We start from the raw sequence: 13902 nt of genomic DNA on the forward strand, positions 1-13902 counted from the left end.
CGTCGCGGTCGGGGCGGGCGAGCGTAACGACCATTGCGTGAGGACGGAAGACGCCTCATGCTTTTCTGACGGAACGTCAGAATACTTCGGCGGGCCCGGGCGGGCCGCCGGCAGAGCTCGGCACGGACAGGGCCGACACACAGAAGAAGAGGGGACCGTATGGCCGTCACTCAGCGCAGAGGCCGGAAGATCATGATGACTCCCGGTGAACTGGACGAGTTCCTCACCACCCAGCGCACCTGCCGTGTCGCCTCCGTGTCGAAGGACGGAGTCCCGCACGTGAGTGCCCTCTGGTTCACCTGGGACGGCACCTCGCTGTGGTTGTACTCGGTGGTGCGCAGCAAGCGCTGGGTGCAGCTGCGCAACGATCCGCGGGTCGCGGTGGTGATCGACTCCGGCGAGGAGTACGGGGAGCTGCGGGGCGTCGAGCTGTCCGGCGCGGTGGAGTTCGTGGGCGAGTTCCCGCGCACGGGCGAACTGTGCGCCGAACTCGACGTCCCGGAGACGCTGTTCGCCCGCAAGAACTTCGGCATGGAGGAGATGCCGCACGACGGCCGGCACGCCTGGATGCGGCTGACACCGGACGCGATCGCCTCGTGGGACTTCCGCAAGCTCCCTCCGATGTAACCGAACCACCCTTCGACGGGGCCTACTTGACGGCCTCACCGGCTCTGCGCAAGGCGTCCACCGCCGCCCTGATCGAGGGTCGGCGGTCGGCGTCGGCCCGCCACACGACGTACACATGGCGGCGCACACGCTGGTGCACCGGTACCGTGACGACCCCCTCGGGCATCGGTTGGCGCCCGAGGAGCGGGGCCACGCACACGCCGAGCCCGGCGGCGACCAGTGCGAGCTGGGTGTGCGTCTCCGCGGCGCGGTGCCCGATGCGCGGCTCGACGCCCTTGGAACGCAGCGTGAACATCAGCCACTCGTGGCAGAACTCGCCCTCGGCCCAGGTGATCCACTCGTCGTCGGCGAAGTCCCCGAGGTCCACCTCGTCGCGGCCCGCGAGCCGATGGCCGACGGGCATGGCCACATCGGCCGGGTCGTCGAGGATCGATGCCTTCACCAGGCCGTCGGGCAGCGGCATCGGCTTGTTGTGCCAGTCGAGCACGACCGCCAGGTCCAGGTCCCCGCGCACCACCCCGGCGACCCCGGCCTCCGGTTCCAGCTCGCTGGAGCGCACACGCAGTCCCGGGTGGTCGGCGCGCAGCGCGGCGAGCGCCGTCGGGAACAGTCCGCGCGCCGCGGTCGGGAACGCGGAGAGCCGCAGCTCACCGACCACCTGACCGCGCTGCGCCTCCAGGTCGGACTGCGCGAGCTCGACCTGGGACAGAATGCGCGCCGCGTGCTCGGCGAGCAGCCGCCCGGCGTCGGTCAGGCGCACCCCCCGGCCGTTCTTGGCGAGCAGCTGCTGCCCCACCTCGCGCTCCAGCTTCGCCATCTGCTGGGAGACGGCCGAGGTGGTCACGTGCAGTCCCTCGGCCGCGCCGCTCACCGAGCCGTGCCGGGCGAGGGCGTCGAGGGTGCGCAGGCGCTCCAGATTCAACATGTAAGCGATACTACGAGATAACGCTTGATAATTCTCGCTTGTGCTAAGAGATCGTTCTGCTTCATTGTTGGCCCCATGAGCACCGTCGCCACTCCTCGACCCGTCACGCCGACCGGCGTCGCACCCCGCCGCCGCACCGCCCTCGACTGGCGTATCCGTTTCGGCGTCCTCTCGCTGATCTGGGGCTTCAGTTTTCTGCTCATCAAGGTCGGCACGGAGGGCTACGCGCCGTTCCAGGTCACCTTCGGGCGGCTGCTGTTCGGAACCGCGGTGCTCGCGGCGGCGATGGCGGTGAAGCGGGAGCGGCTGCCGCGCGGGGCACGGACGTGGGGACACCTCACGGTCGCGGCCCTCCTGCTGAACGCGCTGCCGTTCTCCCTCTTCGCCTACTCCGAACTGACCATCCCCTCCACGCTCGCGGGCATCTGCAACGCGACGTCGCCCCTGTGGGGCATGGCCCTCTCCCTGGTCGCCCTCTCCGAGGACCGGCCGACCCGGCGCAGAGTCGCCGGTCTCGGCATCGGCTTCCTCGGCGTCCTGACGGTCCTCGGTGTCTGGCAGGGCTTCCACGGTCTGGACGCCAGGGGCACGGCGATGGCCCTGCTCGCCTCGCTCAGCTATCCGATCGGGTGGATCTACGTCCGCCGCACACTGGCCGGCACCGGCCACTCGCATCTGTCGATGACCGGCGCCCAGCTGCTCCTGGCCACCGCCCAACTGGCTCTCGTCACGCCGCTGTTCACCACGCTGCCCCGCCACTTCGCGGTGGTGCCGCTGCTCGCGGTCGTGGCCCTGGGAGCCCTCGGCACCGGTCTGGCCATGCTCCTGCAGTACGGCATCGTCGCCGAGGTCGGCCCGACGACGGCCCAGATGGTCACGTACTTCATCCCGGTGATCGCCACCGCCGCCGGTGTCGCGATCCTCGGCGAGTCGCTGGCCTGGTCGACGCCGGTCGGCGCGGTGATCGTCCTCGCGGGCGCGGCCCTCACCCAGGCGAGGCCGCGCCGCTGACGCCCGCGGCGCCGGTCGTCGGGGGCTCCACGGCGCCCGCGCGCACGGGCCCGAACGACACCGGCCGTACGGGACTCACGACATGCCGCCACCGCCGGGCGGCTCGCCCCCTTCAACAACTCGTGCGGTCCACGCGGGACATGACATCGGCCGTCCACGCTCCCCGGGCACCCGCCGTCCCGGCCCTACGACACCGGCACCGGCACCGGCACCGGCACCTCAGACGTAACGGCGTGCGGGTGCCGGTCCCACGGCGGACGCGACGGCGTCCGCGAGCGGCTCGATGTCCTCGGACCGAAGCGTCGAGACGGTGATCCGGATGCCCGGCGGTGAGCCCATCCGGAAGCGGGCCCCGGGCGCGACCGCCCAGTCCGCGTGCAGCAGCCGGGCGACCGCCCCGGTCTCGTCCGGGACGGGGATCCAGACGTTCATCCCGCTGCGCCCGTGCGCTTCCACGCCGCGCGCCTTCAGGGCGCCGATCAGCGCGTCGCGGCGCCTCCCGTACGAGGCCGCCACGGCCCCGACGTCGACCGCGCCGGACGTCCACAGGTGGACCACGGCCTTCTGCAGCAGGCGGCTCACCCAACCGGGCCCGAGCCGCTGCCGCCCGTGCACGCGGTCGACGGTGACGGGGTCGCCGGTGAGCACGGCGAGCCGCAGGTCGGGCCCGTAGGCCTTGGCGACGGAGCGCACGAAGGCCCAGCTGTGCGTGACCCCGGCGAGGGAGTGCAGGGGCAGGTCGACGATCCGGTGGCCGTGGTCGTCCTCGATGAGCAGCGTCTCCGGGTGCTCCCCGAGCACGGAACGCAGGGCAAGCGCGCGCGGAGCGGTGATCGCGGCGCCGGTGGGATTCTGCGCCCGGTCCGTGACGATCAGGGCCCGCGCCCCGACGGTCAGCGCACGTCGTACGTCGTCGGGAAGGGGACCCTCGTCGTCGACGCCGACACCGACCGTGCGCAGCCCGAGCGCCGGGGCGAGGTCGAGCAGGCTGCCCCAGCCGGGATCCTCGACGGCCACCGCGTCGCCGGGTTTGAGGTGCGCCATCAGCACGCGCTCGATGGCGTCGAGCGATCCGGAGGTGACGACCACGGGGCCCGCGGGCACCCCGTCCGCGTCGAGACCTGAGCGCGCGAGTCGCCCCAGCTCCGGTTCGACGGCGTCCTCCCCGTACTGCACGGGATGGCGGTCGGACTGCCGGGCCGCCGCCGCGAAGGCCTCGGCGAGGGCGGGCAGCAGAGCGGGGTCGGGATTGCCGTCGGCCACGTCCCGCACACCCTCGGGGACGTCGACGCGAAGGTACTCGCGCCCCGTGGTGGCCGGCTTCGGGCGCACCCGGCTGCCCCGTCGGCCGGCGGTCTCGATGACCCCGCGCTCGCGCAGCGTGCGATAGGCGGCCGCGACCGTATTCGCGTTGACCCCGAGCTCTTCGGCCAACTCCCGCATCGGCGGCAGCGTTTGACCCGGCTCCAGCTCACCCGACCCCACCGCCCGCTCGACACTGGCGGCGATGTCGGCTGCGCGACGGCCTTCGATCCGATACTCTCCTAGCACAAACGAGATTATGCACTAGTGCAATGGAGAAGGCAATGCCGGAGACGAGCACCCAGCCGAGGACGACGCAGTCCGCTGCCTACACCCCGACCGACCGCACCGTCCCCACCCGCTCCAAGGAGCGCGCCGCGTACGACCACGAGTTGGTGCACGCGATACTCGACGAGGGGTACGTCTGCCACCTCGGCTTCGTCCGCGACGGCGCGCCGGTCGTCCTGCCCACGCTGTACGCACGGGTGGGCGAGCGGCTCTACGTGCACGGCTCGACGGGTTCGCGCCCGCTGCGGATGACCGGCCAGGCCGATCCCGGGCTGGCCGTCTGCCTGACCGTGACCCACGTCGACGGACTGGTGCTGGCCCGCTCGGCCTTCCACCACTCGATCAACTACCGCTCCGTGGTGGTGCACGGCATCGCCCACCAGGTCACGGACCCCGACGAGCGGTGCGTGGCGCTGGACGCACTGGTCGACCACGTCGTCCCCGGCCGCTCGGGCGACTCCCGCCCCGCCAACGCCAAGGAACTCGCGGCCACCGCCGTGATCCGCCTGGATCTGGACGAGGTCTCCGCCAAGCTGCGCAGCGGCGGCCCGAACGACGAGCCCGAGGACCTCTCCCTCCCCCACTGGACCGGCGTGCTCCCGCTGACGAAGGGGTACGGCGCCCCGGTCCCGGCGGACGACCTGGCGCCGGGCATCGAAGTGCCCGGCTACCTGACCGCCCTGTGACCACGCGCGCCGTCCGGCACATGGACCTGTGAGGGGCGGGTGGCGGGCCCGAACCGTCCCCTGTGAGGGGCGGGTGCGAGCCCGCACCCGCCCCTCACAGGAGCGAGCACACCTGCCCGCGCCCCAGCCGACACCCCGGAGGGCACCGGCTTCTGCGCGCGCCCGGAGGAGGCCCGTAGGAACACCGGCCCTCCCGGGACCGCACCCGAAGCCCCGGACGGCACCGGCCCCCGCCCGGACCGGTGCCCGCCAGGACCGGTGCCCGTCCGTCCTCACACCAGCGCCGACTCCTTCTCGGGTGCCGCGCGCCGTTCGGCCCCCGCGGCGCGCGTCTCGGCGACCGCGAGTCCCGCGACCGAGCCGAGCATCAGCAGGGTGCCGGCGAGCGTCGGCAGAGTGAGCCGCTCACCGAGCAGACCGACGGCGAGCGCGGCCGCGCTGACCGGCTCCAGGAGCATGATCACGGACACGGTCGCGGAGCGGACGACGGCGGCGCCGGCGAAGAAGAGGGCGTAGGCCAGCGCCGTGGGGACGGCCGCGATGTACGCCAGCAGGGCCAGCACCTCGGCAGGTTGCGCGGCATGCGGGGCCAGCCCCTCGGCGAGTCCGAACGGCAGCAGGCAGACGGTGGTGACGGCGAACGTCCACACCGTCGTACCGGCCCCGTCGACGCGACCGTCGCGCCCCCACCACCGGGTGAGCAGCGTCATCGCGGAGTAGCCGGCCGCGGAGAGGACCGCGAGCGCGACACCCCAGGGGCGCACCGTGGCACCCTCGCCGCCCAGGACCAGCACGACGAGCCCGGTCAGCGCTCCGACGACGGCGATGCTCCCGCCGCGGCCGAGCCGCTCCCCCAGGGCCGCCCGGGCACCCAGCGCGATGAACACGGGCCCGGCCCCCAGCGTCACGACGGTCGCCACCGCCAGGCCGGTCGCCTCGACGGCGGCGAAGTAGGCGGTCTGGAAGACGGCCAGCCCGAGGCCGGTCAGACCGATCCGCAGCGTCTTGCGGCGGAGCGGCTCCCGCACGCCGCGGCGGACGGCGGTCCGGCCCGGGCGCAGGCGTACGGCGAGCAGCAGCGCGAGTCCGCCCGCACAGCGCCAGAAGGAAAGGGCGATCGGCCCCATGTCACTGGCCCGATAGACCAGCGACGCGGCGGCGCCCGCGGTGCCCCAGGCGGCACCGGCGACGATCAGATAGAGCAGGCCTCGCCCGACGGGCAGGCCGACAGCATCGTTCGACACGTGTTCTCTCCGCAGATCCGCAGAAGTTCAGGAAGGAACCACGTCGCAGCCCGTGCCGTGAGGGCGGGGGCGTACGGAAAGGTCCTCGGACTTCTTCTGCGGGCAGCGCCGTTCCGCCCGGCACGGGGCCGGGCGGGATTCCGGTATGCCCGCCTCAGGCGGCCGGAGGCGGAAGAACGAGCGTCGTCGGCATGACCAGCACCTTAGACGGCCGTTCCGTGGGCCGCCAACTTCCTTTCGGCGTCGCCCGGCCCACTCGCGACCGGCTCCTGCGAGGGCTTCGCCGGGGCCGACGACTGCGCGATGAACGCGCCGAGCAGGACCACCGCGCCGCCCACGATCTGCGGCGCCGAGAGGTGCTCGCCCAGCAGTACCCAGGCCAGAACGGTGGCGATCACCGCTTCGAGACAGGCCACGACGCCCGCGACCTGCGGGGAGAGCCTGCGCACGGAGAGGACTCCGGTGACGTACGCGACGACGGTGGCGATGAGCACGATCCAGCCGAGGAGCAGCGAGGCGAGCACGGACGTCCCGTTCATGTCCGCGCTGCCGCCGAGGACGGACCAGTCCATGGTCCAGGGGCGCGCGACCGCGGTCAGCACGAGGGTGCCGACGAGCAGCCCGTACGCGATCACGCCCAGCGGGTCGGGTGCCTCGTCCCCCGCGTCGCTGCCCTGGTCGGAGAGCACGAAGTAGCCGACCTGGCAGCAGGCGGCTCCCAGCGCGAGCAGGAGTCCGACGAGGTCGAAGCTCAGTCCCGACCACACCTCGACCACGCAGGCGAGTCCGCCGACGGCGAGGACGACGCCGAGGGCCGCGGCACGCGTCACCGGCCGGCGCTGCACGAAGCGCACCCAGCCGAGCACCAGCGCGGGGGCGAGGTACTCCACGAGCAGGGCGACACCGACAGGGATGCGGGAGATCGCGGCGAAGTAGAAGGCCTGGACCCCGGCCACGCCGAGCAGTCCGAACCCGGCGAGCAGCGCGGGTCGCCGCTTGACCAGCGCCCGGTGCCGCACGGCCAGCGGCAGCATGACGAGAGCCGCGCCCGCGACCCGCAGCCACACCACGTGGAGCGGGTCGAGCCCTGCCTCGATCAGCGGCTTGGCCGCGACACCCGAACCACCGAAGGCGACCGCCGACACGAGCGCCAGGCTCAGGCCGACGCCCCTCCCGCGGTTCCCCTGACTCCCCTGAGACGTATCCACGGGCACATGATGACAGGCGACGACATGACCGTCACCCCCGATGACACCTGTCTCAACGACTGGACCCCGGCGCCCGGTCCCACCGACGACCGCCGGCCCACACCCGCGGACGCGGCGACCGGCCGCCGAGCCGCGCCTCTCCGCCCGTTTCCCCGCACGCCTCTCCGCCCGTTTCCCCGCCCGCCGATACACCCGTCTCAGCGCCCGCCTCTACGCCCACCTCTACGCCCACCTCCGCGCCCACCTCCGCGCCCACCGGGACTTACCAGCCCCCGTCGGCCCGGCCCACCCGCTCCTCGCGGCCGCTCTCGATCCGCTCCAGCAGCGGCGGGAGATCGACCCCCGCACGCCCGAGGACCTCGACGGCCCGCGACCGGCGGTCGGCGACGAGTGCCGCGAGCAGGTCGAGACCGCGGGCCCGCTCGTCGCCCCGCAGAACAGCGCGCGCGTACGCCTCCTCCATGGCCCCCGCCGCCACCGGGGACCAGCCCTCATCGACCGCCGCCGGCCCGGCGCCGAAGTCCTCGACGGTGCTCTGCCAGCGCAGTCCGTAACCGATGCTGCGCTGCACGAGGTAGCCGAGCAGCCGGGCGACCCGCGCCCCGCCGTCGAAGACGGCGCACACCTCGGGGTCGGACTCCAGCAGCGAGTGCAGCAGATGGGCCGTGTCGATCTGCCGGTCCCCGTCCCGCAGCGCTCTTCTGCGCGCGCCGGAGACCACCGAGGCCAGCTCTGCGCTGAGTCCGGCCTCGATGCCGGGGTGGTTCCGGCCGCTCTCGCGGGCGGACTGCCGGGGGATACGGGATGACACAACCCCCACCTCATCAGCCCCGGGGAGCCGGGTCATCCGCGGCGGGCAGCATCTTCACGTCCCACGCAGGTTGGGCAAACCAGTGCGGGTTCTCCTCCCTACGGATGACTTCGCGCCGATATCCCCCAAAGAGCGCGCGCCGCCTTGCCCCGCGCCCCGAAGACGACCGGGCGGCACCGAGGCTCGCCCTCCGGGGCCTCCACAATTTCTGACGGTTCATCAGTATTGAATGTTCCACGACCTGCGACTACGTTCCGCGACACCGTAGCTGCGCCGGGCGCAGCGCCCGACACGAAGGGGTGGTCGCATGGCCGAAGTCAGCGCGGAAGCACGTATCGAGGCGCCCGCCGAGAAGATCTGGGCCCAGCTCACGGACTGGTCCGCGTACGGCGAGTGGAACGCGACGCACACCAACTTCCCGAAGGGCGGCCCGGAAAAGCTCGAAGTGGGCGGCACCTTCACGGAGAACATGAAGCTCATGGGCTTCCCGGCCGAGGTCACCTGGACCATCGACGAACTGGAGCCCGGCCGCACGCTGGCCATCCGCGGCAAGGGCCCGATGTCGGTGAACGTCACCACGCGTTACACGCTCACCCCCGACGGCGACGCCACATCCGTGCGCATTGACGGGGAGTTCACGGGTGCGGCCGTCTCGCTGATGGCCGGCAAGCTCAAGGACTCGGCGACGGCCGCCCTCGACGAGTCGCTGCGCAAACTGGCCGGGCTGGTGGCCTGAGCCTCGCACGGCCGCTCGTGACCCGAAGCGGCGCTCGGCGCTCCGTATGCGGAAAGGCGCCCCGCGGAAACACTTCCACGGGGCGCCGGCAGGTACCACAGCACGCCGTCAGTCCTCGTCGGCGAGGATCAGGTACAGCTTCTTGCGGGCGTCGTTGATGACCGCCAGCGCCTTGTCGCGCTGGCCCTTGCTGCCGGTCTTCCAGACCTGGCCGAAGGCCTCCATGAGGCCGAACCCGGCCTGCCGGATCTCGTGCAGCGTCTCCCAGTCGACCCCGCGTCCGGCCTCTTCCCACGGCGCGTCGGGGCCCTCGTCGGCCGCGCTGCGGCCGGACTCGGTGAGGGCGAACAGCTTCTTGCCGCCCTCGGCCTCGCTGGCGATCAGGCCCTCGTCCTCGAGCAGCTGAAGGGTCGGGTACACCGAACCCGGGCTGGGCTTCCATGCCCCGCCGCTGCGCTCGGCGATCTCCTGGATCATCTCGTACCCATGCATGGGCCGGTCCTTGAGCAGGGCGAGGATCGACGCTCGTACGTCGCCGCGCCGCGCCCTCCCCCGCGGCCCGCCCCGGCCGCCGCGCCCGCCCCAGGGACCCGGGCCGAAGCCGGGGCCGCCACCGGGACCACCCGGCCCGAAAGGCCCGAAAGCCCCCCGCCGCCCCTCGAAGCCGCCCCGACCTCGATGGCCGGGGCCGCCGTGGTGTCCATGTCCTTGTTCGTATCCGAAGTCTTCTCCACGGGAACGCATCGCAATCACTCCATTCCATCGTTGATCGGTCGCGATGCGTCAACGATATATCGGGACTGTTCTGATGACAACCCCTTGAGAGCGACAGCGCTGCCTGGCTCGCTCAAGGAGCGGGCGTTCCTCCGGTCCTCGACCCGGCCGACGCGCGCGTGCCCGTGTCCCGGGCGCATCCGACCGCCCTCGCCCGGGACACAGGCTCGGGCCGGTCAAGAGCGGTCCCGGCAGCCACACGCCGACATGGTCCGAGCCTGGGAATGGCCGACGTCGAGGCACCAGTTGCGGCCCAGCCGGGCCGTGACCGCCGGGTGCGCGCACGCCTTGAGGCCCGCGTCGGCCTCGTTCCACTCGGCCGGTTCGGCTTCCCGCCCTCGCCCACTGCGCCTCTCCCGCCGCCCTCACCACCCGCCCGGGCCGACAACAGTCCAGATCCCCCGGATTGGCCTTGTCCCCCGGCTTCCCGCGGGCGCTAACTTCGGCACATGCGCATTCGTATCGTCGACGCCTTCACCGACCGTCCCTTCGCCGGCAACCCGGCAGGGGTCCTCCTCCTCGACGCCTTCCCGGACGACGCCTGGCTCCAGAACGTGGCCAAGGAGGTCAACCACGCGGAGACGGCGTTCGCGCATCGTCTTCCCGACGGCGGCGAGGCGGACTGGGCGCTGCGCTGGTTCACCCCCACCACCGAGGTGGCCCTGTGCGGGCACGCGACCCTGGCGGCAGCGCACGTCCTGCGTGGCACGGGCGCCCACGAGGGCCCCGTGCGTTTCGCCACCCGCAGCGGTGTCCTCGTCGCCACGCCCGACGCCGACGGCTCGATCACCCTGGACTTCCCGACCGCGCCGCTCACCCCGGTCGAGCTCCCCGACGGCGTGGCCGAGGCACTCGGCGCCGAGCCGCTCGCCACCCTCGACACCGGCCCGAACACCGGTGACCTGCTGGTCGAGGTCGCCGACGAGAAGACGGTCCGAGGTCTCGCCCCGGACCACAAGGCACTCGCCCGCTACTCCGCGCGTGGCATCATCGCGACCGCCCGCGCCGAAGACCCCTCCCGGGGCTACGACTTCGTCTCCCGCTGCTTCTTCCCGAACGTCGGCATCGACGAGGACCCGGTCACCGGCAGCGCCCACACGGCGCTCGCCCCGTTCTGGTCCGAGCGCCTCGGCCGGCCCGGTCTCACCGGCCTGCAGGCCTCCCCGCGCTCCGGCCTGGTCCGCACCGAAGTGCGCGGCGACCGCACCCTCCTGACCGGGCACGCGGTCACCGTCATCGACGGTGAGCTGCTCGCGCAACAGCCCTCAGGGCTCGCGTAACAGCCCTCGGCGCTCGCGTAACAGCCCTCGGCGCTCGCGTAACAGCGCGCGAAAGGGGCGTACGAGATGGTCGTACGCCCCTTCGCGATCCGTCGGGATCAGGTCCCGGCGCTCGGCTCACGCCGTCGGGAGCCACCCCACCTTGCCCGCGAGCAGCGCGTACCCCACGAAGGCCCCGATGTCGAGCAGCGAGTGCGCGACCACCAGCGGCCCGACCCGGCCCCAACGCCGGTACAGCCACACAAAGACCACGCCCATCGCCATGTTGCCGACGAACCCGCCGATGCCCTGGTAGAGGTGGTACGAGCCGCGCAGCACCGCGCTCGCCACCAGTGCGGTCCCCGGCGTCCAGCCCAACTGCCCCAGCCGACGCAGCAGATACCCTACGACGATGACCTCCTCCAGCACGGCGTTCTGCACGGCCGAGAGGATCAGCACCGGGAACTTCCACCACACGTCCGGCAACGCCTCGGGCACCACCGTGAGGTTGGCGCCGAACCCGCGTGCCGCCAGATAGAAGGCGATCCCCGTACTGCCGATCACCGCCGCGACCACGGCACCCCGTCCGAGGTCAGGCCAGGGACGCGTCCGGTCGAAGCCGATCACCCGCATCCCCTTGCCCTCGCGCATCAGCAGGTGCGCGACGAGCGCGACCGGCACCAGAGCCGACGCGATACCGAAGAGCTGCCAGGCCAGATCGAGCCAGGGACGGCCCGGCGCCGCCGACGCGTTGAGGGTGGCCGCCTGGTCCTTGAGACCCCCCGGTTTGGTGACCGATCCGACAAAACTGATCAGCGCGGACACTCCGCTCGCGCCGAGCGACAGCGCCAGGACGAGCAGCGTCTCGTCCCGGAGAATCCGTCGTGTCAGCCCCTCCGTCCCCGGAATGGAATCCCCCACCGACCCAGCCTCCACCTGCACTCCCGCCTCCAGTTGGGTAATCCCGCCTCATCCCCATCTTCGCCCCGCTAGGGTCTCGAAAGAAGTTGCGAAGATCGTGCGCGACAGGCCGTTGGGGGGCGGGCGCCGTACGGGGTGTACTTCCCCCTTGCCTGTTCTACGGCTCTCTCACGGCTCAGGCCTCACTTGGGAGGAACATCACCGTCATGGGACGTCACAGCTTGCCCGACGCGTACCGGGCGGGCACCGCCGACCCCCGGACCCGCGCACGCCGCCGCAATGCGGCCGTCGCGACGGCGCTCGTCCTCACCGTCGCCGGAGGCACGGCCGTCGCGGTCCGCGGGGGCCTGCTCTCCTTCGAGGGCTCCTGCCAGGACGACGCCGTGCACATCGAGGTGGTCGCCTCGCCGGACATCGCGCCGGCGCTCAGGGCCACCGCCGAGGACGCCCGCGAGAAGAACATCACCTCCGACGGCCGCTGTCTCGACGTCAGCGTGAGGGCGCGCGAGTCCTACAAGGTCGCCGACGAACTCCGGTCGGGCAAGAGGACCGACGCACAGGTCTGGGTCCCGGACTCCGACGTGTGGGTGCAGCGGGTCGCCGAGACCAGCACGGCGACTCAGGTCACCGGCGCGGGCAACGTCGCCTCCTCACCGATCGGCGTCGCCATGGTCCCCTCTGCCGCCAAGGCGCTGGGCTGGCCCAGGAAGACGTACACCTGGACCGAGCTGGCCGGGTCGCCGACGGCGGACGAAAGGCTCAGGCTGGGCACGGCCGATCCCGCCCGTAGCTCGACGGGACTGCTCGCGCTCACCCGGCTCAGCGCGGCCGCCGCCCGGGTCAAGGGCGGGGACACCCAGGCCGCCGCCATGGCGAAGACCCTCTCGCGGCGCACGTCCGACAGCGACACCCAGGTCCTGGACACCCTGCTCCGCGACGCCTCCGGCACCGGTCGGAGCGATGCCGGGCGCAATCAGGCGCTGATCCTCTCCGAGCAGGCGGCGTTCACCCACAACGCCTCGCGGAACGCCGACGCCGGCCTCGACCTCTTCTACCCCGAGGACGGCGCGCCGCTGCTCGACTACCCGTACACGCTGGTCGACAGCCCACGGCTGAGCACGGACGAGAGCCGTGCGGCCCTGCGGTTCATGACGCTGCTCGAGGAGCCGGCACCTCGGCAGTTCCTGCGGATGTTCGGTTTCCGCACGGATGCGGAGAACCCGTCGGACACGCTGGTCACCGGGGCGGGCGGGAGCTCTCCGCAGCCGTACGCGCGCGTCCTGACCGGACCGTCGTCGGCGGAGGCCGTGCAGGAGGCCCTCGGCCTGTGGACGATCACGGTGGAGAACGCCCGGATGACCACGGTCGTCGACGCCTCCGGCTCGATGTCCGAGCTGGTACCGGGCAGCGACCGGTCCCGCATGGAGGTCACCAGGACGGCCCTCCTCCAGGCGCTCGCCACCTTCACCCCCGAGGACGAGATCGGGCTGTGGAAGTTCTCCACGAAGCTCGACGGCGACAAGGACTACCGCGTGCTCGTGCCGACCGAGCGACTCGGCCGCGGCAAGGGCGCCGGCACCCAGCACGCGAAGCTGTCGACGGCCTTCAGGTCTCTCAAGCCGGTCCCGGACGGGGACACCGGTCTGTACGACACCACACTCGCCGCGTACAAGGCGGCCGTCGCCTCCTACGCCAAGGGCCGGTTCAACGCGCTGGTCGTCCTCACGGACGGGGTCAACAAGGACCCCGGCAGCATCTCCCGGTCCGAACTCGTCGCCGAGCTGCGGAAACTGGCGGACCCGGACCGCCCGGTGGCGCTGATCGCGATCGCGGTGGGCCCCGATACCGACAAGCGGGAGGTCGATCAGATCGCCAAGGCGACCGGCGGCTCCGGCCAGCGGGTCAACGAGCCCTCGCAGATCCACTCGGCGATGCTCAAGGCGATCGTGGCGGCGGGAGCGAACAACCCGGCCTGACGACCACTCCCTCGGCCTCCACCCGGCCTCGCGGGCGGAGTCGCCGGCATGCGACGGCCGCCCAGGACGCGGGCCCGGAGCCACCCTCGGTACCGGCTCCGGCGTCCCCGCGTCAGCCGGAGGGCACCGGCGCT

The 13902-nt window shown here is 72.3% G+C and carries 13 protein-coding genes; 6 read left to right on the forward strand and 7 right to left on the reverse strand.

Features of this window, described 5'->3' with window-relative positions; all coding sequences use genetic code 11:
* Nucleotides 1-159: 159 nt before the first annotated feature.
* The gene (locus ACFWBT_RS14435) at nt 160-627 is read left to right on the forward strand and encodes a pyridoxamine 5'-phosphate oxidase family protein (protein WP_385699620.1); all 468 of its coding nucleotides are present in this window, start codon (nt 160-162) and stop codon (nt 625-627) included.
* A 22-nt stretch (nt 628-649) separates the two neighbouring features.
* Here the strand turns inward: ACFWBT_RS14435 and ACFWBT_RS14440 are convergent, their stop codons facing one another.
* Complete coding sequence (locus ACFWBT_RS14440) at nt 650-1552, reverse strand: LysR family transcriptional regulator (RefSeq protein ID WP_385699623.1); 903 nt, start codon at nt 1550-1552, stop codon at nt 650-652.
* A gap of 75 nt (nt 1553-1627) precedes the next feature.
* On the opposite strand from ACFWBT_RS14440, the gene ACFWBT_RS14445 reads away from it, so the two are divergent.
* Complete coding sequence (locus ACFWBT_RS14445; protein WP_385699625.1) at nt 1628-2563, forward strand: DMT family transporter; 936 nt, start codon at nt 1628-1630, stop codon at nt 2561-2563.
* Between the two features lie 219 nt (nt 2564-2782).
* On the opposite strand, the gene ACFWBT_RS14450 is transcribed toward ACFWBT_RS14445, so the two are convergent.
* Nucleotides 2783-4114, reverse strand: a complete 1332-nt coding sequence (locus ACFWBT_RS14450) for an aminotransferase class I/II-fold pyridoxal phosphate-dependent enzyme (RefSeq protein WP_385699628.1) — start codon at nt 4112-4114, stop codon at nt 2783-2785.
* A gap of 35 nt (nt 4115-4149) precedes the next feature.
* Between ACFWBT_RS14450 and ACFWBT_RS14455 the strand changes: the two genes are divergently transcribed.
* A complete protein-coding gene (locus ACFWBT_RS14455) occupies nt 4150-4839 on the forward strand; it encodes a pyridoxamine 5'-phosphate oxidase family protein (RefSeq protein WP_385699629.1) in 690 nt (229 codons plus the stop codon).
* Between the two features lie 272 nt (nt 4840-5111).
* Here the strand turns inward: ACFWBT_RS14455 and ACFWBT_RS14460 are convergent, their stop codons facing one another.
* The 3 genes from ACFWBT_RS14460 to ACFWBT_RS14470 all read right to left on the reverse strand — a co-directional run bounded on the left by ACFWBT_RS14460 (nt 5112) and on the right by ACFWBT_RS14470 (nt 8102).
* Complete coding sequence (locus ACFWBT_RS14460; protein ID WP_385699631.1) at nt 5112-6083, reverse strand: DMT family transporter; 972 nt, start codon at nt 6081-6083, stop codon at nt 5112-5114.
* Between the two features lie 203 nt (nt 6084-6286).
* Nucleotides 6287-7297, reverse strand: coding sequence for a DMT family transporter (locus ACFWBT_RS14465; protein WP_385699633.1), 1011 nt, complete (start codon nt 7295-7297; stop codon nt 6287-6289).
* A 256-nt stretch (nt 7298-7553) separates the two neighbouring features.
* A complete protein-coding gene (locus tag ACFWBT_RS14470) occupies nt 7554-8102 on the reverse strand; it encodes a Clp protease N-terminal domain-containing protein (protein ID WP_385699635.1) in 549 nt (182 codons plus the stop codon).
* A 307-nt stretch (nt 8103-8409) separates the two neighbouring features.
* Here ACFWBT_RS14470 and ACFWBT_RS14475 point away from each other — a divergent pair, with 307 nt between their 5' ends.
* Complete coding sequence (locus ACFWBT_RS14475) at nt 8410-8838, forward strand: SRPBCC family protein (protein WP_351554222.1); 429 nt, start codon at nt 8410-8412, stop codon at nt 8836-8838.
* A gap of 108 nt (nt 8839-8946) precedes the next feature.
* Here the strand turns inward: ACFWBT_RS14475 and ACFWBT_RS14480 are convergent, their stop codons facing one another.
* Nucleotides 8947-9582 (reverse strand): PadR family transcriptional regulator, encoded by a 636-nt coding sequence (locus tag ACFWBT_RS14480; RefSeq protein WP_385699637.1) that lies wholly within the window; start codon nt 9580-9582, stop codon nt 8947-8949.
* 479 nt (nt 9583-10061) lie between these two features.
* Between ACFWBT_RS14480 and ACFWBT_RS14485 the strand changes: the two genes are divergently transcribed.
* Nucleotides 10062-10892, forward strand: a complete 831-nt coding sequence (locus ACFWBT_RS14485; RefSeq protein ID WP_385699639.1) for a PhzF family phenazine biosynthesis protein — start codon at nt 10062-10064, stop codon at nt 10890-10892.
* A 117-nt stretch (nt 10893-11009) separates the two neighbouring features.
* Here the strand turns inward: ACFWBT_RS14485 and ACFWBT_RS14490 are convergent, their stop codons facing one another.
* The gene (locus ACFWBT_RS14490) at nt 11010-11813 is read right to left on the reverse strand and encodes a CPBP family intramembrane glutamic endopeptidase (protein WP_385699640.1); all 804 of its coding nucleotides are present in this window, start codon (nt 11811-11813) and stop codon (nt 11010-11012) included.
* Nucleotides 11814-11998: 185 nt separating this feature from the next.
* Here ACFWBT_RS14490 and ACFWBT_RS14495 point away from each other — a divergent pair, with 185 nt between their 5' ends.
* Complete coding sequence (locus tag ACFWBT_RS14495; RefSeq protein WP_385699643.1) at nt 11999-13768, forward strand: substrate-binding and VWA domain-containing protein; 1770 nt, start codon at nt 11999-12001, stop codon at nt 13766-13768.
* Nucleotides 13769-13902: the final 134 nt, after the last annotated feature.

The sequence above is a fragment of the Streptomyces sp. NPDC060027 genome, assembly GCF_042737005.1.
Lineage (GTDB): Bacteria > Actinomycetota > Actinomycetes > Streptomycetales > Streptomycetaceae > Streptomyces.

What these genes read in the sequence shown, in the direction of transcription:
- ACFWBT_RS14435 (WP_385699620.1), top strand. Translation starts at nt 160, where the DNA reads ATGGCCGTCACTCAGCGCAGAGGCCGGAAGATCATGATGACTCCCGGT.
- ACFWBT_RS14440 (WP_385699623.1), bottom strand. Translation starts at nt 1,552, where the DNA reads ATGTTGAATCTGGAGCGCCTGCGCACCCTCGACGCCCTCGCCCGGCAC.
- ACFWBT_RS14445 (WP_385699625.1), top strand. Translation starts at nt 1,628, where the DNA reads ATGAGCACCGTCGCCACTCCTCGACCCGTCACGCCGACCGGCGTCGCA.
- ACFWBT_RS14455 (WP_385699629.1), top strand. Translation starts at nt 4,150, where the DNA reads ATGCCGGAGACGAGCACCCAGCCGAGGACGACGCAGTCCGCTGCCTAC.
- ACFWBT_RS14475 (WP_351554222.1), top strand. Translation starts at nt 8,410, where the DNA reads ATGGCCGAAGTCAGCGCGGAAGCACGTATCGAGGCGCCCGCCGAGAAG.
- ACFWBT_RS14480 (WP_385699637.1), bottom strand. Translation starts at nt 9,582, where the DNA reads ATGCGTTCCCGTGGAGAAGACTTCGGATACGAACAAGGACATGGACAC.
- ACFWBT_RS14485 (WP_385699639.1), top strand. Translation starts at nt 10,062, where the DNA reads ATGCGCATTCGTATCGTCGACGCCTTCACCGACCGTCCCTTCGCCGGC.
- ACFWBT_RS14495 (WP_385699643.1), top strand. Translation starts at nt 11,999, where the DNA reads ATGGGACGTCACAGCTTGCCCGACGCGTACCGGGCGGGCACCGCCGAC.